The organism is Pseudomonas sp. MF08817, from assembly GCF_059862705.1.
Genome location: NZ_JCBCUY010000042.1, coordinates 1 through 22,355 on the forward strand (window position 1 = coordinate 1; position 22,355 = coordinate 22,355).

Below are 22,355 nucleotides of genomic sequence, written 5' to 3' on the forward strand. Positions count from 1 at the left end.
GGATTCATACATTCGCTGGTACAACGAAAAACGTATAAAGATTTCCCTCGGCGCGCTCAGTCCCATTGAGTATCGTGAAAGCCTGGGCTTAGCGGCATAACCAGTCCAAGTTTTTGTCCGCATCCCCACCCTGCCGATTGAAATTTGACCCAGGGCGGATTGCTGATTTTGTTACCAGCAACTGTGGATAAGTCTACCAGCGCAGCTGCTGTTGCCCCCACTCCTTCGCTAGCCCAGTTCAGTTGTTTAAGACCTGCCACACGCAGCCATGTAGCAGGCCGTCGTCGCCATGAAATCAGAACGGCTCATCGTCCTCCGGTTCCTGGCCGCCCTTACGCTTTCGCTCCCGTGATTTGATCTTGGCCTGGGCCGCCAAGCTACTGTGTTGCAGGCGATAGGACTCGTTACCGGTTTCGACGATGTGGCAGTGGTGGGTCAGCCGATCCAGCAGGGCGGTGGTCATCTTGGCGTCGCCGAACACGCTCGACCATTCGGCGAAGCTCAGGTTGGTGGTGATCACCACGCTGGTGTGTTCGTACAGCTTGGATAGCAGGTGAAACAGCAACGCACCGCCGGCCTGGCTGAAGGGCAGATAACCCAGTTCGTCGAGGATGACCAGATCCATGCGCAGCAGTGCCTGGGCGATCCGCCCGGCTTTGCCGTCGTGTTTTTCGCGCTCCAGCAGATTGACCAGATCGACCGTGGAGTAGAAGCGCACGCGCTTACCGTGCCGGGTGATGCCGGACACGGCCAGCGCGGTGGCTAGGTGGGTTTTGCCGGTGCCTGGGCCACCGATCAGCACCACGTTCTGCGCGGTGTCGGTAAAGCTCAGGTTGGCCAGCTCGCTGATCAAGCGAGCGTCGGCGCTGGAGGCGCTGAAGTCGAAGCCGGCCAGATCGCGGTGCATCGGCAGCTTGGCCATGTTCATCTGGTGGCTCACCGAGCGCATGGCGCGATCTGTGTGCTCTTGTTCCAGCAGGTGTTCGAGCAGCCACTTGGACGAGGCTGTGTTCGACTCACCCTGTGCAGTTAACTCCGCCCAGGCCGTGGCCATGCCGTGCAGGCGCAGCTCCTTGAGTTCCGCCATCAAATCACGCATGACCGACCTCCTCGGCCTGGCCACGCAGGCGGTCGTAGCGCGCCGTGTTAGCGACGGGGGCTTCCTTGAGCGACAAGTGGGTTTCGACGCTGGGTGGTGGTTCGGTCGCGGCCAGGCGCGCCACGACATTGAGGATGTGTTCGGCGCTCAGGCTGCCGCTTTCCAGTACCAGCTCAACAGCCACCAGCACCGCATCGAGCCCGGCGACCGGTACGGCAGCCAGAACTTGCGCCATGATCCGGTCACCGCCGGCATGACGCCCCAGACCGTGCTTAAGCTGACGCAGCGGCGCCGGCAGATCAGCAAAGGGCGCGCCGTTGCGCAGCGCACCGGGCTTGCGTTCGATCAGCGGGAGGTAGTGCTGCCAGTCATAGCTGACCTGGTCGCGATCCAGCAAGCGGACATGGCTGGCGATCAGCGCGTCGTCAGCCACCACCTCGATTCGCGTCGGATACAAACGGCTGCTGACCCACTTACCCGCATACTCACACGGCACCGAGTAGCGGTTGCGCCCGACGCTGACCAGGCAGGTGCTGGAGACCCGCGCAGGCCGCTCGACGTAACCGTCGAATGGCGCTGGCACAGGCATCAGTTCAGCGCGCTCCAACTCCAGCACTTCGGCCACACTCAGCCCGCTGTATTGAGGGTGCGTCAGCTCGTTCCAAAGCGCGCGGCAGCGCTGGCCCAGCCAGGCATTGAGTTCCTCGAAGGAGTGAAACTGGCAGTCCTGGGCGTCTAGCCAGATACGCCTGCGGCTGTCTTGCACGTTCTTTTCAACGATGCCCTTTTCCCAACCAGCGGCGACGTTGCAGAAGTCCGGATCGAACAGGTAATGCGCGCACATCACCGCAAAGCGCGCATTCACCGCCCGGCCTTTGCCCTTATTGACCTTGTCGACGGCGGTCTTCATGTTGTCGTAGATGCCCCGGCGCGGCACGCCGCCCAAGGAGCCGAACGAGCGTGTATGGGCGTCAAATAACATCTCATGGCCCTGGCTCGGATACGCCACAAGCCAGAACGCACGGCTGGCACACAGCTTCAGATGTGCCACCTGCATACGCCGGTAAATGCCGCCGACCAGCAAGCCTTCCTCGCTCCAGTCAAACTGAAACGCCTCGCCAAGAGCAAAGGTCAGCGGCACAAAGGCCTGCGACGCCTTGCCCTGTCCCCCTCGCCAGGCACGGATAAACGCGGTGAGCTGGCTGTAGCCACCGTCATAACCTTCGGCTTTGATTTGCGCCAACAGCGCCTTGGCACTGCGCCGCTGTTGCTTGGGCCGCAGCGAATCGGCTTTTAGCGCCTGCTCCAGCGTGGCGTGAAAAGGGCTGAGTTTGTTGAAGATCGCGCGGCGTTGGTAGACCGGCGGCTTGGCCTCAGGTGCTCTGACCCACTTGCGAATCGTGTTGCGCGCCAACCCGGTGCGCTTGGCTATCTCATGCAGCGACAGCTTGTCGCGGAAATACATCCGGCGAATTTTGCCCATCATTTCCATACTGATCACCCTGTGTTCTCCTGCTCAAAAATTGAGCAGAAGCAGTTGAACACCTGGGTCAGTTTTCAGTCGGCAGAACAGCCTCTACTGGGTCAGTTTTCGGTCAGCGGCAACACTTGCCGGAACCGGTCGAGCGCATCATCCGCGAGCTGCTGCAAAAGCGCTTCCTGACCAAGCAGAAACGCAGCCTGGCGGCGTTCCACCGCGAAGTCGCGCAGGCGTGCAAAACCCAGAAGCTGCCGGTGCCGGCGCGCAACACCGTGGCCCAGCGGATTGCCGGACTACACCCGGCGAAAATAGCCCGCAGCCGGGGCGGGCAGGACGCTGCCCGTCCCTTGCAAGGCGCGGGTGGCATTCCGCCCGAAGTCACCATGCCGCTGGAACAGGTGCAGATCGACCACACCGTCATCGACCTGATCGTGGTCGACGAGCGCGACCGGCAACCGATTGGCCGCCCATATTTGACCCTCGCCATCGACGTGTTCACGCGCTGCGTACTCGGCATGGTGGTCACGCTGGAAGCGCCGTCCGCCGTCTCGGTCGGCCTATGCCTCGCGCATGCCGCCTGCGACAAGCGGCCCTGGCTGGAAGGGCTGAATGTGGAAATGGACTGGCCGATGAGCGGCAAGCCCAGGCTGCTCTATCTGGACAACGCGGCCGAGTTCAAAAGCGAAGCGCTGCGCCGTGGCTGCGAACAGCATGGCATCCGGCTGGACTATCGCCCACCAGGCCAGCCGCACTACGGCGGCATCGTGGAACGGATCATCGGCACGGCGATGCAGATGATCCACGACGAATTACCGGGGACGACCTTCTCCAATCCCGGCCAGCGCGGCGAGTACGATTCCGAGAAGATGGCCACCCTGACGCTGCGCGAGCTGGAGCGCTGGCTCGCGTTGGCGGTAGGCACCTATCACGGCTCCGTGCACAACGGCCTGCTCCAGCCGCCGGCCGCGCGCTGGGCCGAGGCCGTGGAGCGCGTTGGCGTCCCGGCCGTCGTTACCCGCCCCACCGCGTTTTTGGTCGATTTCCTGCCGGTGATCCGCCGCACCCTGACCCGCACCGGCTTTGTCATCGACCACATCCACTACTACGCCGACGCCCTCAAGCCGTGGATTGCCCGGCGCGAGCGCTTGCCCGCCTTCCTGATCCGGCGCGATCCGCGCGACATCAGCCGCATCTGGGTACTGGAACCGGAAGGTCAGCACTATCTGGAGATCCACTACCGCACCTTGTCCCATCCGGCCGTCACCCTCTGGGAACAACGCCAGGCGCTGGCCAAATTGCGTCAGCTCGGGCGCGAGCAGGTGGACGAGTCGGCGCTGTTCCGCATGATCGGGCAGATGCGCGAGATCGTGACCACCGCCCAGAAGGCCACGCGCAAGGCGCGGCGCGACGCTGATCGCCGCCAGCACCTCAAGACGTCGGAGCCACCGGCCAAGCCCATACCGCCGGATGTGGACATGGCTGACCCGCAGGCAGACAACCTGCCGCCGGCCAAACCGTTCGATCAGATCGAGGAGTGGTAGCCGTGGACGAATATCCCGTCATTGACCTGTCCCACCTGCTGCCAGCGGCACAGGGTTTGGCCAGGCTGCCGGCAGACGAGCGCATCCAGCGCATTCGCGCCGACCGCTGGATCGGCTACCCGCGCGCGGTCGAGGCGCTGAACCGGCTGGAAACTCTGTATGCGTGGCCGAACAAGCAACGCATGCCAAACCTGCTGCTGGTCGGCCCCACCAACAACGGCAAGTCGATGATCGTCGAGAAATTCCGGCGGGCGCACCCGGTCGGCACCGACGCTGACCAAGAACATATCCCGGTGCTGGTCGTGCAGATGCCGTCAGAGCCATCGGTGATCCGCTTCTATGTCGCGCTGCTGGCTGCGATGGGCGCGCCGCTGCGCCCGCGCCCACGGCTGCCGGAAATGGAGCAACTGGCGCTGGCCCTGCTGCGCAAGGTCGGCGTGCGCATGCTGGTGATCGACGAACTGCACAATGTACTGGCTGGCAACAGCGTTAACCGGCGCGAGTTCCTCAACCTGCTGCGCTTCCTCGGCAACGAGCTGCGTATCCCCCTGGTCGGGGTCGGCACGCGCGAGGCGTACCTGGCCATCCGTTCGGACGATCAGTTGGAAAACCGCTTCGAGCCGATGCTGCTGCCGCCGTGGGAGGCCAATGAGGACTGCTGCTCGCTGCTGGCCAGCTTCGCGGCGTCACTCCCGCTACGGCGGCCATCCCCGATTGCCACGCTGGACATGGCCCGCTACCTGCTCACCCGGAGCGAAGGCACCATCGGCGAGCTTGCACATCTGCTGGTGGCGGCGGCCGTCGCCGCCGTGGAGAGTGGCGAGGAAGCGATCAACCACCGCACGCTCAGCATGGCCGACTACATCGGCCCCAGTGAGCGGCGGCGACAGTTCGAGCGGGAACTGATGTGAAGTCCGCGCCGCGCTGGCCGCTGCATCCGGCACCCAAGGAAGGCGAAGCCCTGTCCTCATGGCTCAACCGGGTCGCCGCCTGCTACCAGATGGACGTGCACGAGCTGCTGGCCCACGATCTTGGTCACAGCCAACTTGATGACCTGGATACCGCACCATCCTTGTCGTTGCTGACGGCGCTCTGCCAGCGCAGTGGCGTCGAGCTGGAGCGGTTGCGCAGCATGAGTCTTGCAGGCTGGGTGCCGTGGCTGCTCGACAGTCTCGACGATTCGGTACCAGCAGCCTTGGAAACCTATACATTCCAATGCGCGGTGCTCCTGCCCAAGCGCACCCGCAAGGTGCGGTCCATCACTCGCTGGCGTGCCTGGCTACCGAGCCAGACGATTCGCCGGGCGTGTCCGCAGTGTCTGAACGATCCAACGAATCAAGCTGTGCTACTCGTCTGGCAGCTCCCCTTGATGCTGAGCTGCCCGCAGCATGGCTGCTGGCTGGAGTCCTACTGGGGCATGCCCGGCCGGTATCTTCAGTGGGAAATCGCCGATGCTGCGCCGCGCCCTGCCGATGACGCAATCGCCTGCATGGACCGGCGCACCTGGCAGGCGCTGACGACGGGTTTTGTGGAGCTGCCGCGTCGGCGTGTCCACGCCGGCTTGTGGTTCCGGCTGCTGCGCACCCTGCTTGATGAGCTGAACACGCCGCTCTCGCACTGCGGCAGTTGCTCGGCGAGCATCCGCCATGTCTGGGAGCGCTGCGGCCATCCGCTGCGCGCCGGGCAGAGTCTGTGGCGTCCCTACGAGATTCTGGCCCCGGCGGTGCAGTGGCAGATGCTGGAGGCGGCGGCCACCGCCATCACGCTGATCGAGTCAAAGGCGCTGATCCCGCGCGGGGAACAGGCCGCGCTGTTTCAGACGGAGCCGCACACTGGTTTCACCAACGGCCTGCCGGCGAAGGTGCCGAAGCCGGAACCCATCAACCACTGGCAACGAGCAGCCCAGGCCATCGATGAGGCCATCATTGAAGCGCGACACAACCCGGAGACGGCCCGCTTGCTGTTCACACTGGCGTCCTACGGGCGACGCGACCCCGAATCCCTGGAACGTTTGCGCGCCACGTTCACCAAGGAGGGCATCCCGCCGGAGTTTTTGTCACATTACGAGCCTGAATGGCCGTTTGCAGGTCTTAGACTAAATGACGGGTTAAGTGACAGTTTTTGACGGCGAGAACTTTCTGGCTCACACTGTCACATAATCGAACGTATATGTGACAGGTGAAGAGATGTTGATCGGCTATATGCGGGTGTCGAAAGCGGACGGTTCCCAATCCACCGATCTGCAGCGCGATGCACTGATCGGCGCCGGGGTGAGTCCTTCACATCTCTACGAGGATCTGGCTTCAGGCCGACGCGATGATCGACCGGGGTTGGCTGCTTGCCTGAAGGCGCTCCGTGAAGGCGACACGCTGCTCGTGTGGAAGCTCGATCGGCTCGGCCGTGATCTACGCCATCTGATCAACACCGTGCACGACCTGACTGCGCGTAGCGTGGGATTGAAAGTCCTGACCGGTCACGGTGCTGCGGTCGACACGACGACTGCCGCAGGCAAGCTTGTGTTCGGTATTTTTGCTGCGCTGGCCGAGTTCGAGCGGGAGTTGATTTCCGAGCGCACGATGGCAGGATTGGCATCGGCACGAGCACGCGGCAGGAACGGCGGGCGGCCGTTCAAGATGACCGCAGCGAAACTGCGATTGGCCATGGCGGCGATGGGGCAGCCGGAAACCGTGGTTGGCGATCTGTGTGAGGAACTCGGCGTCACTCGACAGACGTTGTACCGGCACGTCTCGCCAAAGGGCGAGTTGCGTCCAGATGGCCTGAAGTTGCTTTCACTGGGCTGATCTTGACCTGGAGGCGAATGGCTCACTACGGCCAGAAGCAGACCTTCGACGTGTTTGGGAAAACTAGGGCTATTCATTGGGGTGAGTTCGAATGCCGCATGTGGGCCAAGCTAAATTAGCAGCCTGGGTCAAAATCGCATCAGCGGCAACAACCTAGGCTCTCTAGCTTGCTGGGGCAGAAGGCCACTAGCAGCAGCTAGTGATCGCCGCTATCCTGAGTTCCATAATTTTCGCACCACGGGACGAATGAGTTCGCCCCGCTCTAGCAGGGACGCACAATGGAACTCAGGCTAGTATTCGCCGCAGCAATCTTCTTGGGCTCCTACCTTCCTCTCAGCATCATCCTGTTGGTTCAGGACTTGAAGGTCGACCTCTTCAGTAGGCCTTTTTGCTCAACGCTTCGGCAGATGTCGTCGGAGTGCGAGCTCCCATTCAACAACTCTGGCCTTTCGATTGGATTTGCACTCTGCTGCCTAGCTTGCTTTCTGACCACCGTCTTTGTGATCTGGTGTAAGCAAGAGCCTCAGAGCATTACTATCATTGAGTCAAAACAAATTCCAACTGGTCTGTCCCGGGTTGAGTGGACACTGACTTAAGGTGGATAATGTCCGCCGCAAGGAGTGTTCATGACCCAGACCAGACGACGTTTTCCTGAATCCTTCAAACGCGAGGCGGTAGGCCAGGTGCTTGCCGGCACGCCGCTTCGGCATGTAGCCGAGACGCTGGGCATTGCTGAAAGCCTGCTGGGCAAATGGAAGCGCCAGTACGAACAGCAAGGTGACGATGCCTTTCCAGGCAATGGCAAGCAGCGTGGCGAGAACGCGGAACTGCGTCGGCTACGCCAGCAACTGGCCCAGGTCACCATGGAGCGCGATGTTTTAAAAAAGGCGCTCGCCATCTTCTCGCAGCCCACGAAGTGAGGTTCCGCGCCATCGAGGCGTTGGCCGGTCGCTACCCCGTAGCGCCAATGTGCCGGCTGCTGCGAGTATCGCGCAGCGGTTTCTATGCCTGGCAGCAGCGGCCTCCTTCGGCGAGAGAGATGGCGTACCGACGCCTGAGCAAGGAGATCCGCTCCATCCACCATGAGGTGAATGGGATCTATGGCCATCGCCGAATCAAGGCCGAACTGGCGGCCATGGGGCATGCGTGTGGTCGGCACCGGGTTGCCCGACTGATGCGCGAAGCTGGTTTGCGCGTTCGCTCGCGCAAGCGCTGGCGGCTGGTTTCCAGCAGTCGTCACGCTCTGCCGATTGCGCCGAATCACCTGGATCGCCAGTTCTCCTCGGATCGCGCCAACCGGCACTGGGTCTCGGACATGACCTACGTGCGGACGGCCCAAGGCTGGCTGTATCTGGCCGTGGTGCTCGATCTCTATTCACGCGCCGTCGTCGGTTGGGCGATGCACCATCGCATGCAGCAAGCCCTAGTGCATGCTGCGCTGGAGATGGCTGTGGCACGCCGCCAACCACAGGCAGAGGTACTGCTGCACTCGGATCGTGGCAGCCAATACTGCGCCTACGACTACCAGGCCTTGCTGCGGCGCCATCGGGTTGTGCCCAGCCATTCACGTCCGGGGAACTGCTGGGACACTCTGCGATGGAGAGCTTCTTCCGTTCGCTGAAGACCGAGCGGGTGTACCTGACGCATTACGCCAGCTACCAAGAGGCGAAAACCGACCTGTTCGACTACATCCGCTTTTACAATCACCGCCGTCGCCACTCGACGTTGGGCTATCTCAGTCCGATGGAGTTTGAGCGGCGAAACGCGAGCAGTAGCTCTTAACTACCTGTCCACCAGTTCCGGGACAGACCAACCATCTGTTATAAGTCCCTACCCCATTTGCTCAATGGCTCGCCCTTCTCGTCTAGAGTCGTCTCATGCTGGGTGCCAGCCTCGCCCCGTTTGCGGGAGCATGGCTGGCGATCAAACGTGACTGTGCACTGAATGTTTTTTGGAGGACTTTGGCTCGTCAACAACAGGGTGGGTGGCCTTGCTGCTCAGAGGTATCGCTTGTCGATTGCTGCACCGACTGAATATTTTGGGTCGACGAAATTGCCCAGTCTCACCTTGCCGCACTGGCTCAGCATCATGTAGGCGTCCCAGCGATCGAAGCCGTACTCCTTTTCCAGCCAAAGAATTAATTCGCAGTACGCAATGCGCGTCGCGTCTTCCAAGGGGCGTGCACTGCCGATGGCCATCAGCATGGATTCGGTTTCAAGGCGCGGCCAGTCGATGTTCCAGTTCTTGATCAGCTCGACATGGATGGTCGTCGTGCTCTCGAACTCCACGGCCGTGCCGCACACCTCACCATCGCCCTGACACGCATGCGCATCGCCGATGAACAAACGCCCACCTGGCGAGCGCACCGGCAAGTACGTGATGCTCCCTGGGCCCATGTCAGGCAAGTCCATATTGCCGCCGTGGTTGTCGGGCGTAAGGGAGTTGATCGAGTCGATTTCAGGCGAAAGGCTTAGCGTGCCGATGTGCGGCTGATAGGGCAGGGTCACGCGATCACTCCAATGGACATGCTGCTCGTCGACATGGATTTTGCGGGTGATCTCGGGCAATGGGTCGGTCAGCATCGCGGTCAGGTCGGTGCCGGTCAGGGCGCCGAAACGGGGGATCATGCAGCACGTACCCCGAGGGTTTTCACCCCGTGGCAGGATCGACTCGATGCGGACGGCCACCACGTCTCCCTTCTCGGCGCCTGCAATCATGATGGGGCCGCTCTGAGGGTTGAGAAACGGCATGCGCAGCAGTTCGCTGGGGCGATCGTGCTCATGTTTGACTTTGCCTTCGAAGGCATCGGCGGTTTCGACGATAACCCTGTCCCCTGGGCGAATGTGCAGAACCGGGTCCGAGTAGGGGCCCATGGTGTAGTGAAATTTTCCCTGACGATCTGTGGTCAGCTCGTGGGTTTCACCTTCTTTGCCCTGGGCCACGCCCCGGGTAAACATGATCGATTTTTCCAGCCAGTTCATACGTTGACTCCATTTTTTTGGCAAAAAGCTCCCTTTGGCGGACCACCAGCGGTGCGCCATTGAGGGGGGTGATATCGATAAACTGCGGCTTGGGCCGCGAGCGTTTGTGTCTGGCCGAGTCAGGGCCTTCGCTGGTGACGCAGCATGTTCAGCGCGCTTTTCTCACAGCCGCTTTGCAAAAACCGCAGACACATTTCCTCCATGCACATCTGATTGGTCATGCTCGATTCCCTCAGCTGTTCATAGGCTTGGTCATCGTCGATGTTGGCCAACTCCATCAGCTTGACTACGGCTTTGAGCACTACCCGCCGGGCCTTCACACGCTCTTGCAATTGGGTAATTTCAGCGTCGGCCCGGGACCGCGATCCGAATTCAAAAATCGCCTGTTGCAGGGCCAGGAATGTCCCGCTTGAGCGCACCGGTTTGACCAGAAACGCGCACACCCTTTGCGTCAATGACCAGTGAATCCTCTCAGGGGTTTCGGCACTGAACATGGCAATCAACGGCACTCGCGGTTCCCCATCCGGCCAAGGGAAGGTATTTTTGTGGGCCTGATTGGCATCGAAAAAACACACGTCCACCTCCGACCAAGGCAAGGCTTGGCCCTCGACCGGCTCGATGATTTTCAATCCCAGCCTCACCAGTTGCCCGCTCAAGACCTGATAGTCATGGTCCTTCTTGTGCAGGATCAGCACGCGATGGTCACGCAGGTTGGGAAGCTGAGGCCTTTTCATCTGACGATCCTCAACTCCGGTTTAAGGCGATCGCCATGGTCTTCCATCACGGCGCCATCGCCGACTTTGCCCATGTCCAACCATGTGAGGTACGGGTCTGGTTTGCGCGGCTCCTTCGCGCTCGCCAGGATCTCGAAATCCCCGTTGGCGTTGGAGATGCCCAAGCGCGGCGTCAGGTAGCAGTGGTGGTTTTCCGGGTCGATCCACACTGGCCCTTGAGGGGCGTTCAACCGGCTTTGAACGGCGGCGCTTCTGACCTGCTGCACGTCGTCGGTGTCTGCCAGGTGAATGGCTTCGGCCAACAACAGCACCGCGATGAACGAGGCTTCAGCATCGGCGGACGTCACCTGTTGCACGCCGTACCGCTGCTTAATGTCACGAACGAACTCCGCGTTGGCCTGGGTGCCGATGCTCTGGAAGTACACCGATGAACAGATATGCCCGGCGCGCACGCTGGCATCCACGGCTTTCAGTTCCTCCTCCGACAACGTGCAACTGGCCAGCGGAGTGGACGCAGAAATCCGCTGTGTATTTACGGCCTGCCCATAGGCGGCCACGAAGGCTTGGCCGGATTCCCCGATCAACGAGCTGAACACGAAATCCGGCTTGAGGCGTTGGACCTCATCGATGATCTGCTCGACATCGGTGGAGCCAATCGGGAGATAACGCTCGCAGACGACATCGCCGTCGTTGGCTTCCAGTATTTCGCGCATCACCCGATTGCTTTCCCAAGGCCACACGTAGTTGGAGCCCACGCAATAGGCGCGCTTGCCCACGGTGTTCATCAGGTAGCTGATTAGCGGCACGATGTGCTGGTTGGGCGAGGCACCTACGTATATCACGTTGTCGCTGCACTCGAACCCTTCATAGTGCGAGGGATACCAGAGCAAGCCGTCGCGCCGCTCGAACAGCGGTAAAACTTCCTTGCGACTCGACGAGGTGTAACACCCCACGACGTGCCGAATTCCGCTGTCCAGCAGTGCCTGGGTTTGCGCGTAGTACTGGGTCAAGTCCCCGCCCGGATTGACTACTTCAGGCTCAAAACAGAAGGTGAAGCGCGGGTCGCGCGCCACGCGCTCAATGGCCAGCAGCGCCCCACAGAGCATCGCCTGGCCGATGCTCTGGTACGAGCCAGTGGTGGAGCACATCAGGCCGATCCGCACGCACGTCTTGTGAGAAAGGTTTGCCATCATCAGTTCCTACGAAGCTAATGCAGCGCGACGTTGCAGGCGTGCAGCGAAGCGGGCCGACGCAAAGGCAAATACCGCGCCCACGACCATTGACGCGGGCACGATGATCAATGCGTTGGAGAAGCTCAGGCTGGTGAGGTTTTCAGTGCTGAACTTTCCGGGCGTTTGCAGCAGAAATGCAAACGTGCACGCATAGCCGTAGGTCACCGCCGGGATCGAGGAGAACAGGCCAACCCTGGCCGCCGAGATGTAGCAGGCGATGCTGATGCAGACCACGACGCTGGCCCAGATCGTCTCGCCCAACACCGTCGCCCCCGGCACCGAGACGATCACTACCGCCGTCAGCCATGCGGTGAACACGCCAAAACAATTGGAGACGATCGTGGTGCGCAGGGCGCGCACGTCTCCACCTGAGTGGAAAAAACAGGCCCAGGCGGCGAAGGCCGCCCAAATGAGCAGCACCCCCACTGAGAGCGTGAACCAGGTACACACGCCGCCCAGCAGGGCAACACTGATCGCAAGGCTGGTCAATTCAGACATTACGCGTACTCCTGCTGTGGGGATTTGAACAGCCCGGAAGTTGCGGCACGACGGGAAAATACGGTGCAGAGCAGCCCCAGCGTGACCCAGAACGAGGCGTCCGCCATCAACGTCGCGATCACGAACTCGTGATGCAGCGCGGCGGGCGCCAGCATCTCCGGCGACGCTAACTGCGGCGAGCCGATCAGGTGAGGCACCGCCAACAGCACGACGCCAGCCACCTTCAACCAGGCCTTTGGCGCGAAGGCGATGAGCACCAGTCCAATGGCCGTAGCAATCGCTGTACCCACCCACCAGAGTTGCCTGGCGTGCAGATCAGCCGCTTGCGTGCCGGGCAGTTCCGGTGGCAGACCCGCCGAGGGCGCCAGTACAAACACCGCGTACCCGGCCAGCCCCCACAGCACCCCCGTTGAGAGCTTGCGCGGCGGCCGTAGGCTGATCGCCCCCGCAAGCACCAGCCCGAACGCCACGCCGACCACCAAGTTGGCAGCGGCGGTGGACGTCACCCGCTGCCAGCCGTCCTCTGGGGCCCAACCGGCATCTTCGTGATGATGTTCGCCTGCCTCATGGGGATCGGAATGGCCGGCACTGGCCGCCTGCTCATAGGTTTCGGCCTGAAGGATTAGCGGGGACACCCAGATTGCTTGGATGAGCGTCAACACTAGAGCGGCCCCCATCCCGGCGAAACCCGCCGTTTGCAGCATGCGCTTGATCATGGCTCAGGCCCTCTCAGTGGCAAGGAAATGCAGCGGTATGACGGGTATCGTGCGCGGCGTTGTGCAAAGCCGGCAGGCTGGAAAAACCGGCGAAGTACAGCAGCACCGCGCCCAGGGACATCACGCAGCAGGCGTTGAGCACGCGCCGGGCGCTTCGAGCGGACGATACGGTGGTAGTGATGCTTGAAACGGATTGAAGAGTAGACATGATGTGTACCTCGTGTTCGCGCTGTGATGAGGGTGTTGAAGCCAACGGCTTCACATAACTTCAGACGGCTTCAGATGACTTCGTCCCGACGACGCTCAAGGAACTCTTGCGTACGAGCGTTGAGGGATTCGGGAGTGACGAGTGCTTTGTCCATCGCCAGTTTTTCCAGCGAGGCCAGCCAGTGCTGGTAGTAATGCCAGTCAGGGTCGTCGGGAGTGTGAGTCTTGTCCCAGGCCCCGATGTTCGAGATCAGCGAAGCGCGGAACTCATCCCACTGGTAAGCGCCTTGTTCGGCGAGCGCCAGGGCTAGGCCGAACGCTCGCCCTTGCCACGGCTCATCAAACACCAAACGTTCCTGGTTTTTCGGCAGGGCGCTGCGGTCGCCGCACAGTTGATCCACTCGGTTTTTCAGCGTGCTCATGATCAGGCTCCTTGCTGCGCCGTGCTAACCAGACCCAATCCCTGCATCGCTTCGGTGGACACTAATGCGGCCAACTGCTCCTCGGAGAAGTGGTCGGTGCCCTCAGGGCGCTGAGGAATCACGAAGAAGCGCACTTGGGCGCTGCTGTCCCAGATCGCGACTTTCTTGGAGCTGTCCAGTTCGACACCGAAATCCTTCAGCACCGCGCGGGGCTCTCGCACCACGCGTGCGCGGAACACCGGATCCTTGAACCAGTAGGGTGGCAGGCCCAACAGCGGCCACGGCCAGCATGAGCACAGCGTGCAACAGACGACGTTGTGGGTGCTTGGGGTGTTTTCGACGACCTTGAGGTTTTCGCCTTCGATGCCTTCACGCAAGCCCAGCTCTTTAATGGCTTGGTTTGCGTCGGCCAGCAGACGCGCTCTGAAAGCCTCATCTGTCCAGGCTTTGGCTACGACCCGGGCGCCGTTGAACGGCCCCATTTCGTGGTCGAAGAAGTGGATGACGCGATCAACGGTGTCGGTGCCGATCAGGCCTTTTTCACGAAACAGCGATTCCAGTGCTTTGGTGCGGGCCGCGTAATAGCTTTCCGGGCCGCGTTCTTCATCGTGGTGATGGTGCTCGCCGGACGCATGTTGATGGTCGTGGTCGTGATCGTGTGTGCTCATCGGTGCAATTCCTTGGTTCGTAAAAGGGGCGAGGCCGCGTGCGCTTGGCGCGTCATTGCTGCTGAACGCTGTCCAGGTAAACTTCAAAAAAGTCGTTGTACAAAACGTCGCCGTGGTCAGGGATCTCTGGCCAGATGTCGGTGGTCTTGAAGCGCACGTTGTAAACCGGTTGGGGTGTGCCGAGCCCATCGGTCGGCCCTTTGTCCCAGTACAGGTAGGCGCCGTCGTACACCACTTCCACAACGCCCACTTTGTTGCGTAGGTAGCCGGGTAGCCGGGTATGGATGCCAAGTGGTACATCTTTGACGCAGACGGTGTCGCCGACTTTGAATTTGGGCTGGGTGGCGATGTTTCGATACGGGTTGTCGCCGGTCCAGAGGTAATCGATCACGCGTTCGGTGATCTGCGGATTGCCTTTTTCGGGCAGTGGCGTGTCCGGGTTGTCGAGAAAACGCTGGGTCAGTGCGTCGAGTTCAGCAGCCTCGATATACCCACGTTCCACGAGGAATTCGGCCATCGCGCCTTGCCACTTGATGTAATAGCGGTACTTGAAATAGTCGAGCGGGTTCATGCCCTCGGCTTTAACCCGCAGGTCTGGCCACGCCCAAATGCTGGTGCCCATCATCGTCGCGTGCACCCCAAATAGACGGGCCTCCCACGGCTGTACGAATACCCGCTTCTCCACCGCGACCGGGCCCAATCCTTCGATTCCTCCCAAAAACTGCTGAAGCTTCATGCGCGTGCTCCTTAAAAAAACCAAAAAAAACCCTCCGAGCCGTGAAGGCTTGAAGGGCTTATTTGCCGATCTGTCAGCGAATAGCTGACAGGTATGTATTTTCGGCCGGCGTCGATGACGCACGTGATGACCGCAGTTGGGTAAAGCAGGACTCGTGCCAAATTTTACAGAAAGAGAAGGGGGAAGTTGAAAGCTATTAAAAACAGATAGTTAGCAGGATTTGGTAACGGATGGGGAGGGCTCGGCCACCTTTCAGAGCTGCACTACGTTGGAACCAGTGCACAAACGCTGGGCAGCTGTGAAATTTTTGATACTGAAAAATACCTCTAGTTTGGATGCTGCCATCCTAGACTTTTAGAGCAAAGTTAGAATTTTCCTGTTGGTGTGAGGCAACCAGCCGACGATGACAAACACAGCTTTCACCCGATGCCCCGAATATCAGTGCAGCATTATTTCCCTCAAAATGGGGGATGTTTTCGAGCGTATCAAAGCGGCTGCCCCCCGGTGGTTGTCAAGCTAGTTGTCGCGTTGAAGGGGTGATTTAGGCAGCTTTTTTGAGGGGCGCAAGGTCCTTGGTTTTTGGTGTTTCGGGATTGAGGTGCACATGCTCGATATAGCGCCAATCGCGGGCCTGTTTAGACCAACGCAGTGGATTTGCCTGACGGGCCAATTCGTAGACTGAGGCACGGTTTTTTAGCAGCACCTTGTCTTGCCCGGCATGGCGCTGGCTGGGCGTCACGAAGCGGATGGCGCTATGGCGGTGTTCGTCGTTGTACCAGTGCACCAACTCGATGGCCCAGCGGCGCGCTTGCAGCAAATTTTCAAACGGTTTGACGGGCAACTCGGGCCGATACTTCAAGGTGCGAAACAGTGACTCTGAGTAGGGGTTGTCGTTGCTCACCGACGGGCGGCTGCGGCTGGGCGCAACGCCCAGGCGCTGCATGGTGGCGAGCATGGTTTCGCCCTTCATCGGGGAGCCATTGTCCGAGTGCACCACGAGTCGCCCGGGTGGTATGCCTTGCTTGGCGCAGATGTCCTGCAAGAGCTGGCTGGCCAGCTCGGCGCTCTCGCAGTCGAACACCTGCCAGCCCACGATCTTGCGGCTGAACAGATCGACAAACAAGTAAAGATAGAAGTAATTGCCGCGCACTTGGCTTGGCAAATAGCTAATGTCCCAGCAGTAGATTTGATCGGGCTCGGTCGCCGTCAAGGCACGCGGCTTGTAGCGCTTTTGTGGCGCACGCTCAAGCCTTCTGTGAGCCATTTGGCCCGCACGGCGCAGCAGCCGATACAGCGTGGATTCGCTGGCGATGTAGCGGCTCTGGTCGGCCAGGCGGGGCACGATCTGGCTAGGCGGCAGGTTCTTGAACTCTTGGTCATTGAGCACCGCCATGGCGGCTTGGTGCTCGATCTCGCTGAGTTTATTAGCCGGATCGGCACGCGCGTGCAGGCCTGGCGCACGGCGGTCACCGCCGTGCGCCTCAGGACGCTGCCAGCGCTGTACGGTGCGCTCTGACAGGCCTATCTGGGCGCAGGCACGCTGCAGCCTGGCACCGGTCGTACAAGCTTCTTTTATCAGTCTGAGCAGGGTCTGGCGCTGTTGGGGCGTGGTCATCAGTCCTCGCCCCCCAACAGCGCCTGGAACTTTTTTTGCAGCACCAGCAGCGCTGCGACCTCGGCCAGGGCGCGTTCCTTACGGAGCAGTTCGCGCTGCAGCAGTTCGTGCTGACGTTGCAGAACTTTGAGCTCGGCCTTGGATTGCTGCTTCTCCTGGGCAGTCTCGGGCTCAGGGCTGGAGCAAAAGGCTTCGCGCCAGGCGGTCAGCTGGTGCTCAAACAGCCCTTTCTCGCGGCACCAGGCATGCAGGGCTTCTCCACTGAGGCCATGACTCTCCTGTAGGGCCAGAAAGCGCTGGCCGGCGCTCCACTGGCGCGCCGGCAGACTTTGGGGAAGGCTGCTGGGCATCACGCTTTGAGGCGCGCTATTGCTGCGCATCTTGAGCCAATTCTTCAAGGTGCCTACAGACATATTCAGCTCAGCTGCTACCTCGTTGAGAGTGCGCGTGCCGCGTTGTCTGGCTTTGCTCAGCGCCTGCTCTTTGAATTCGGCTGTGTATTGTGTTCTTTGCATTGATTTTGGTCGCTCCGGTGCGGATCATCCGCTGAAAAGTGGAGGCGACATCTATGCTGACACGGGGGGACGTCGGCTACGACATCAGCCAACGCAAGCGCAAATGCATCGAGCAGTGCTTCGGCTGGGCCAAGACTGTCGGGCCGATGCGGCAGGTGATGTTGCGTGGGCTGACCAAGGTCGACCACGCCTTCGCGCTGACGATGACCGCATACAACCTCACCCGGTTGCGTAACCTGAGCGGGTTGCAGGCATGGCAGGGCAAGCGGCGTCGACGATCCGGTGCGCAGGCAGCCTCGTTGAGACCACATCGACGACCGAACGGCACTTCCAGACGGGGCAACCGTCCCGGGTCGACCTCGAAGTCGGCAACGGCGCCTGCTCATGAGATTCGTCGTCTGCGCCCTGGGCACGGCTCGGTCTCCAGGTATTTCAACGGGCTGCTAAAGAACCGCCCAAGTCAAGTTGATTCTGAAAACAGTTCAGATGTGGGTCCGTGCATCGGATGCGTCTGTCTCCCTTCCGGCGCTCGATCTTGCCACTTTTCTGGAGAGAAGTAGACGCTGCTCGACCTTCTGAATCTCAGACCGTCCACCTGATTTGACAATACGAGCATTCATGCGGAAACGTGAGGTCAATACGAAGTAGGGCGCCGTCCTTGGTCGGCTTTGAACTGCAATGGGCTCCGTCCGCCATAAATAGAAATACTTGCGCTTCCCAGTGGCAAAGGGTCCAGCCAAATTGGGATGGCAGGTACGCGGTCCCGCTCGATGTGCAAAACCTCGTATCTGCTTCTGATACGTTGCCAATGATCAGCCGGTAGGTATCTGATCCGGTTGTGGGGTGGTGCTTAACGCGCTCTGCTGGGATCCCCGGTGTCCGTTCCAAGTGCCCTCGGGCCCACGACGCACACTCAAGTGGATTTCGCAAAATGGGCGCGTGGCATTGCAGGGGATCGGCGCAAGGCGTTGGCGTGCCGACTTTCCTTTGCGCACGCTTCTCAGCACTCAGAACGCCTGGCAAATTTCGTCTTTGTTGTCGTGCGAAGTGGCAGTCCGACTCAGATCGCTGGCCGCCTCCGCAATCGTGTGTGCTGCTCGAAATCGAAGGCCAAGGAGAGAATCTCGCGATCGCTTCCTAAGCTTGTCCCAACGATGTCGACGGCGATTGGTCGGCCGTCGTCGAGGTATCCGGCGGGAACTGTGATTGCAGGAAGCCCCAGTTCGTTGACTTCTGTAGCGACCGACTGGTCGCCCAAGTATTTCGGTGTGTCACCGTCGAGGTCTGGCAGAGGATTTATCGAGCGAGGCATGAAAAGGGCGTCGATACGCTTGTCCTTCAAGATTGTTTGATAGTGCCGGAGAAGGCTCTTGGCTATCTCGATCACCCGATCCATCTCTGCACCGGAAATTGCCACGTTGATTCCGGTGTTGGCCAGCAACCCGTGCAAAGGCGCAGTGGTCCCGAGGCCAATGTCGAATCCGGTTCGAGCCCTGAAAGCGAGGCGTGAGTTCGGGTTGTCTCCACCCAGGGCAGCGAGGTAGGCGTCTACCCCAGCGAGATAACAGTTCGTGTCTACGAAGCTCTTGCGCGACGACCAGCGAGACTTCCAATCGGTATCACCAAAGACCACCGGGACCGTCTCCGCGCCAAGGTCCTCGATGATTCGAATCATTTTCGAGTAGTGCGACTGAACTTCAGGGTGCAAGGCGCCAGCCCATATCCCGGCTTCGAACAGGCCTATGCGCTTGCCCTTAAACGACCCGCGACGAAGCGAGTCGGCATACCTCAACGCGGACACGTCCGTCGATTCATTCGCTATCACATCCAGCGTGATTGCCGCGTCGGTCACAGTACGAGCAATAGGCCCCGCGACGTCGTGATTGGCAAGACCGGGAAAGATGCCTGCCGTCGGCACCAGATTGAAAGACGGCTTCAGGCCCACTAGGCTTTGCGCAGAAGCGGGGAAGAGTATCGACCCGGCTGTATCGGTCCCGATGCCGACCATGCCCATGCCGGTTGCGACCGCAGCCGCACTGCCGGAACTCGATGCGCCCGGAGCGTAACGGCGGTCGTAAGGGTTGAGGGTATCTCCCGCATGACTCGAATCGGCACGCAGGCCATCAAGCCCGAAGTCCGGTAGGTTGCTTTTGCCCAAAATGATGGCGCCTGCCGCCTTCAGCCGGCTCACCAACTCAGCGTCATGCCCGGGCATCAGATCAAGACCGTTGAACGCTCCCAGCTGAGAGTCAACGACTCGGTCCTCAGAGGCGAACCCTGCGTAGCCGGCCGTAGTTCTAACGCCAGCGATGTCCATGTTGTCCTTCAGTACGAGCGGGACACCGTGCAGTGGACCTCGCTGCTTCCCCTCGACGATCTCAGCATCCGCGCGTCGTGCGTCATCGAGAACGTCGGGATTCAGCCAAATGAAGGCATTGAGATACGGCTCCAAGTGATTGATGCGCATCAGGCATGCTGCCGCGAGTTCGCTCGGGAGGAAGGTTCGCTGCGTGAATGCTTCACCGACGTCCGATATCGACAGTTCTTCCACGTCAATGGCGGCAGCACTGCTTAAAAGCGGGGCAGGAATCGTGTACGGAATGAAGTGTCGCATGGTGGTCCTTATCTGGTAGGGAGCGCTGGGGAATTGCCGATGGACGAGCCCGAGCGATCGGCGATCGATCGGATGAGGCAAGCAAGTCTGGTGCCAGCGGGGCCTGTCGCGTTGCAGAGTTTGCGTTCGCTCAGTCGTGGCGGCTCGACCTGATGTCGACTTCGATGTGAGCTACGGCGATGAATACGGGCGTGGGGCCTTGACGTACGCCATCGATGAGCCATGTTGCGTATGAAATGAGCGACTCCGACTGATCAGGTCGATGCGTGATGTGACCGGAATGAGTGCACGCCCGAGGCCTGGATGCCGAGTTGCCTCACAGGTCGTTGACATTGTCCTGGAGGGGGCCCCCGATGTATCGTTCGATCCATGGACCCACATGAAAGGAGTCAGGATATGGAAATCGAGCGAAGAATTGAGAAATGGAACGATCTATGGATGATCGTTGCCGGGCGAGTGGTATGCACTGGCTGCCTGGAGAGCCAAGCGCTGGAAGATTGTGAGAGACCGTTTCTGCATGCCGGTACATGCGAGGCTAGCCATGGAAAAAAAGAATACCCGTGGGCTGCGCTTCACGAGATCCTAGACTGCGCGCGAGGGTGAACTGCCCGTTAGTGCTGGAGAAGGTCAATCTTCCTATCGATCTACTCAACCAGAACCTGGCGCTGATGACCAAGGAGCACATCGACTCGCGAAGCTGGCGAAGATATTCTTCAGGGAGCATCTGGAAATCTGGCACGGATGGGTGAGCGATGCGGCCGCACAAAGAATCCAGGCTTCGTTGTAATCGAATCACATTGCAGATGCGACGCTGGGCGTCGCATTTCGCGTAAGGGGCCCGCAAACCCTGTCAGCTTTCGACTGGTGCCGGGACATGCGTTTTCAACTTCGCCCGATTTTTTCGGTCTTGGACGCGTTGCCGCGAAGCTTGCTGCTTCGCCTGAGTGGCGGTCACAGTGCCAACTGCTTGACCGCCCAAGTCCAAGCGTGGCGCATTCTCTACCAGGCTTGCCCAGTACCGAGTTCCTCGGCACCAAGTAGAAATTCCTAACTTGAGCTGTTCGCGGGTTAGTCCGAGTAGTTCCAAGTGTTGCTCAGCATCTTTGAGAATGCCTTCCTTGAGCGGAACCTTGGGGGACGGATTGACTGGGAAAGCCAATGGAAAATGCTTCTGCAATGGCCAGATCGCTTCTAACGCAGGATCCTGGCTGAGAGGCTTGGCCTGGGGGGAGGATTTGCACTTGAGGTCTGTCTGGATGACGGCCTTTGCTGGCTCTTTTTCAGCCCGCAGACGGTCACGTAGCTCCGCTAGTTGTTCAAAACCCATCGTTCAATACACTGCTTCGAGGTGGTTGCGTGGAGCTAGGATATTCGATGCGGCGCGCTTTAGCAGCTGTGACTGGAATATCGTCACTGGCTTCGTCGATACCAGATGGCAGCTCATGGCCGGCAACGGCCCGTCGTTACCTACCGGACCTGACTTCCTCTGCTCTGTTTCTGCCTACTGTAGAGTCTCTTCTGAAGTGCAGGCGACTCCTGATAAATGGTGCAGTCGTCTTCTGAAAATGACAGGCGCGGCACGGGAATCAAGGCATTGCGATTCTCGAAAATAGTTCTTGAAATTCTATTCTTGATTGCATATCATCTCAACGAGTTTCGATAAGAAAGGATGCCCATGCGACCGTCTGTTGTGCTTGACATGAAGCGAAGCGCAGTGCGTGAAGCGGTAGGCCGCTTTCGCGCCGCGAACCCGCGCGTCTTCGGCTCGGTGCTGCATGGCACCGACCGGGATGGCAGCGACCTCGACCTGTTGGTCGATGCGCTGCCCGGTGCCACGTTGTTGGACTTGGGCGATTTGGAAGAAGAACTGAAATCGCTGCTCGGCGTTGACGTCGATCTGCTGACTCCCGGCGACCTGCCGCCGAAGTTCCGGGCCAAGGTGCTCGCGGAGGCGCAACCGATATGAGCGAGAACCGCCTGCCCGATTACCTCGACCACATTCAGCAGGCCGCAACCGATGCGCGCAGCTTCGTGGAAGGGATGGCCAAGGACGACTTCTTGGCCGACAAGCGCACCCAGCAGGCCGTCATCATGAGCCTGATCGTCATCGGCGAGGCGGCCACAAAGGTGATGGATGGCTACGTCGAGTTCACCCAGGCGCATGCCGACGTGCCGTGGCGCAGCATGCGCAATATGCGTAATCGCATGGCTCACGGCTATTTCGACATCAACCTCGATGTGGTGTGGGAGACGGTACAGGAATGGCTGCCGGCGTTGCTCCAGCAATTGCCCGCCGTGCGTCAGGATGCCGACGATGAAGACCGTAACGACAAAGGCATGGAGCCATGACCAATCAAGCCGCCGATGTTCGGCCCCTCTGGCGTGTTCGATCCCGCGACCTATGAGCCGCGCTCGGGCAAGACCTTCTGGATGGCCGCAACGGACGTGAGTTCGCTGGTGGGCAAGGAGGCAGCAGCCGACACGCTCATCGGCAAC

At 60.2% G+C, this 22,355-nt stretch carries 25 protein-coding genes and 2 pseudogenes; 12 read left to right on the plus strand and 15 right to left on the minus strand.

The features are described 5' to 3' along the window. A partial coding sequence (locus AC19YR_RS21470; RefSeq protein ID WP_169836660.1) for an IS3 family transposase occupies positions 1–100 on the plus strand: 100 nt, incomplete at its 5' end. Between the two features lie 195 nt (positions 101–295). Here AC19YR_RS21470 and istB read toward each other — a convergent pair. Together istB and istA are read right to left on the minus strand one after the other, a co-directional pair. Continuing rightward, complete coding sequence (istB, locus tag AC19YR_RS21475; protein WP_003459721.1) at positions 296–1,099, minus strand: IS21-like element ISPst3 family helper ATPase IstB; 804 nt, start codon at positions 1,097–1,099, stop codon at positions 296–298. Next, on the minus strand, positions 1,092–2,591 hold the full coding sequence (gene istA, locus AC19YR_RS21480) for an IS21-like element ISPst3 family transposase (RefSeq protein WP_152889715.1): 1,500 nt from the start codon (positions 2,589–2,591) through the stop codon (positions 1,092–1,094). Before istA ends, istB begins: the two co-directional genes overlap by 8 nt. Before the next feature lie 116 nt (positions 2,592–2,707). On the opposite strand from istA, the gene AC19YR_RS21485 reads away from it, so the two are divergent. From AC19YR_RS21485 to AC19YR_RS21515, 7 genes are all read left to right on the plus strand, one after another. After that, on the plus strand, positions 2,708–4,120 hold the full coding sequence (locus tag AC19YR_RS21485; protein ID WP_016851621.1) for a TnsB C-terminal domain-containing protein: 1,413 nt from the start codon (positions 2,708–2,710) through the stop codon (positions 4,118–4,120). Positions 4,121–4,122: 2 nt separating this feature from the next. Further along, positions 4,123–5,031 (plus strand): TniB family NTP-binding protein, encoded by a 909-nt coding sequence (locus AC19YR_RS21490; protein ID WP_003465065.1) that lies wholly within the window; start codon positions 4,123–4,125, stop codon positions 5,029–5,031. After that, complete coding sequence (locus AC19YR_RS21495; RefSeq protein ID WP_003465063.1) at positions 5,028–6,245, plus strand: TniQ family protein; 1,218 nt, start codon at positions 5,028–5,030, stop codon at positions 6,243–6,245. The genes AC19YR_RS21490 and AC19YR_RS21495 overlap by 4 nt, the downstream gene beginning before the upstream one ends. Before the next feature lie 61 nt (positions 6,246–6,306). Continuing rightward, complete coding sequence (locus AC19YR_RS21500) at positions 6,307–6,921, plus strand: recombinase family protein (RefSeq protein ID WP_054572000.1); 615 nt, start codon at positions 6,307–6,309, stop codon at positions 6,919–6,921. A 626-nt stretch (positions 6,922–7,547) separates the two neighbouring features. Beyond that, complete coding sequence (locus AC19YR_RS21505; RefSeq protein WP_054572002.1) at positions 7,548–7,841, plus strand: IS3 family transposase; 294 nt, start codon at positions 7,548–7,550, stop codon at positions 7,839–7,841. Next, on the plus strand, positions 7,838–8,542 hold the full coding sequence (locus AC19YR_RS21510) for an IS3 family transposase (protein WP_123085909.1): 705 nt from the start codon (positions 7,838–7,840) through the stop codon (positions 8,540–8,542). Before AC19YR_RS21505 ends, AC19YR_RS21510 begins: the two co-directional genes overlap by 4 nt. Continuing rightward, positions 8,518–8,703 (plus strand): IS3 family transposase, encoded by a 186-nt coding sequence (locus tag AC19YR_RS21515; RefSeq protein WP_079867808.1) that lies wholly within the window; start codon positions 8,518–8,520, stop codon positions 8,701–8,703. The genes AC19YR_RS21510 and AC19YR_RS21515 overlap by 25 nt, the downstream gene beginning before the upstream one ends. A 215-nt stretch (positions 8,704–8,918) precedes the next feature. Here AC19YR_RS21515 and AC19YR_RS21520 read toward each other — a convergent pair whose 3' ends face one another. From AC19YR_RS21520 to AC19YR_RS21570, 11 genes are all read right to left on the minus strand, one after another. Then, complete coding sequence (locus tag AC19YR_RS21520; protein ID WP_034139337.1) at positions 8,919–9,902, minus strand: acetamidase/formamidase family protein; 984 nt, start codon at positions 9,900–9,902, stop codon at positions 8,919–8,921. A 119-nt stretch (positions 9,903–10,021) separates the two neighbouring features. Continuing rightward, the gene (locus AC19YR_RS21525; RefSeq protein ID WP_052199002.1) at positions 10,022–10,636 is read right to left on the minus strand and encodes an ANTAR domain-containing response regulator; all 615 of its coding nucleotides are present in this window, start codon (positions 10,634–10,636) and stop codon (positions 10,022–10,024) included. Next, positions 10,633–11,826, minus strand: a complete 1,194-nt coding sequence (locus tag AC19YR_RS21530) for a transporter substrate-binding domain-containing protein (RefSeq protein ID WP_073665354.1) — start codon at positions 11,824–11,826, stop codon at positions 10,633–10,635. The genes AC19YR_RS21525 and AC19YR_RS21530 overlap by 4 nt, the downstream gene beginning before the upstream one ends. Positions 11,827–11,835: 9 nt before the next feature. Continuing rightward, positions 11,836–12,366, minus strand: a complete 531-nt coding sequence (locus AC19YR_RS21535) for a DUF1097 domain-containing protein (protein ID WP_034139338.1) — start codon at positions 12,364–12,366, stop codon at positions 11,836–11,838. Beyond that, positions 12,366–13,082 (minus strand): CbtA family protein, encoded by a 717-nt coding sequence (locus AC19YR_RS21540; protein WP_054572004.1) that lies wholly within the window; start codon positions 13,080–13,082, stop codon positions 12,366–12,368. The genes AC19YR_RS21535 and AC19YR_RS21540 overlap by 1 nt, the downstream gene beginning before the upstream one ends. A 13-nt stretch (positions 13,083–13,095) precedes the next feature. After that, positions 13,096–13,290, minus strand: coding sequence for a CbtB domain-containing protein (locus tag AC19YR_RS21545; RefSeq protein WP_034139340.1), 195 nt, complete (start codon positions 13,288–13,290; stop codon positions 13,096–13,098). Positions 13,291–13,360: 70 nt separating this feature from the next. Further along, positions 13,361–13,711 carry a nitrile hydratase accessory protein gene (locus AC19YR_RS21550; RefSeq protein WP_052199003.1) on the minus strand — a complete coding sequence of 117 codons (351 nt, stop codon included), beginning with the start codon at positions 13,709–13,711 and terminating at the stop codon, positions 13,361–13,363. Positions 13,712–13,713: 2 nt separating this feature from the next. Further along, on the minus strand, positions 13,714–14,379 hold the full coding sequence (gene nthA, locus AC19YR_RS21555; protein ID WP_052199004.1) for a nitrile hydratase subunit alpha: 666 nt from the start codon (positions 14,377–14,379) through the stop codon (positions 13,714–13,716). Between the two features lie 52 nt (positions 14,380–14,431). Further along, entirely contained in the window at positions 14,432–15,115 is a 684-nt protein-coding gene (gene nthB, locus AC19YR_RS21560) for a nitrile hydratase subunit beta (protein ID WP_054572005.1), read from the minus strand. Between the two features lie 541 nt (positions 15,116–15,656). Continuing rightward, on the minus strand, positions 15,657–16,730 hold the full coding sequence (locus AC19YR_RS21565) for an IS3 family transposase (protein ID WP_128665393.1): 1,074 nt from the start codon (positions 16,728–16,730) through the stop codon (positions 15,657–15,659). Continuing rightward, positions 16,730–17,143 (minus strand): hypothetical protein, encoded by a 414-nt coding sequence (locus AC19YR_RS21570; RefSeq protein WP_498336076.1) that lies wholly within the window; start codon positions 17,141–17,143, stop codon positions 16,730–16,732. Before AC19YR_RS21570 ends, AC19YR_RS21565 begins: the two co-directional genes overlap by 1 nt. Positions 17,144–17,319: 176 nt before the next feature. Here AC19YR_RS21570 and AC19YR_RS21575 point away from each other — a divergent pair. After that, a pseudogene (locus AC19YR_RS21575) lies at positions 17,320–17,496 on the plus strand (transposase); the annotation flags it as partial. Positions 17,497–18,305: 809 nt separating this feature from the next. Here AC19YR_RS21575 and AC19YR_RS21580 read toward each other — a convergent pair. Beyond that, positions 18,306–19,859: an amidase gene (locus tag AC19YR_RS21580; protein ID WP_055986243.1), complete on the minus strand. Its 1,554-nt coding sequence runs from the start codon at positions 19,857–19,859 to the stop codon at positions 18,306–18,308. A gap of 614 nt (positions 19,860–20,473) precedes the next feature. Between AC19YR_RS21580 and AC19YR_RS21585 the strand changes: the two are divergent. Beyond that, positions 20,474–20,646, plus strand: a pseudogene (locus tag AC19YR_RS21585) (histidine ABC transporter substrate-binding protein); the annotation flags it as partial. Positions 20,647–20,709: 63 nt separating this feature from the next. Here the strand turns inward: AC19YR_RS21585 and AC19YR_RS21590 are convergent. Further along, entirely contained in the window at positions 20,710–21,186 is a 477-nt protein-coding gene (locus AC19YR_RS21590; RefSeq protein ID WP_054572007.1) for a ProQ/FinO family protein, read from the minus strand. Between the two features lie 348 nt (positions 21,187–21,534). Between AC19YR_RS21590 and AC19YR_RS21595 the strand changes: the two genes are divergently transcribed. Next, the gene (locus AC19YR_RS21595; protein ID WP_001247892.1) at positions 21,535–21,825 is read left to right on the plus strand and encodes a nucleotidyltransferase family protein; all 291 of its coding nucleotides are present in this window, start codon (positions 21,535–21,537) and stop codon (positions 21,823–21,825) included. Then, positions 21,822–22,208 (plus strand): HepT-like ribonuclease domain-containing protein, encoded by a 387-nt coding sequence (locus AC19YR_RS21600; protein WP_003100872.1) that lies wholly within the window; start codon positions 21,822–21,824, stop codon positions 22,206–22,208. The genes AC19YR_RS21595 and AC19YR_RS21600 overlap by 4 nt, the downstream gene beginning before the upstream one ends. The last annotated feature ends 147 nt before the right edge of the window (positions 22,209–22,355 follow it).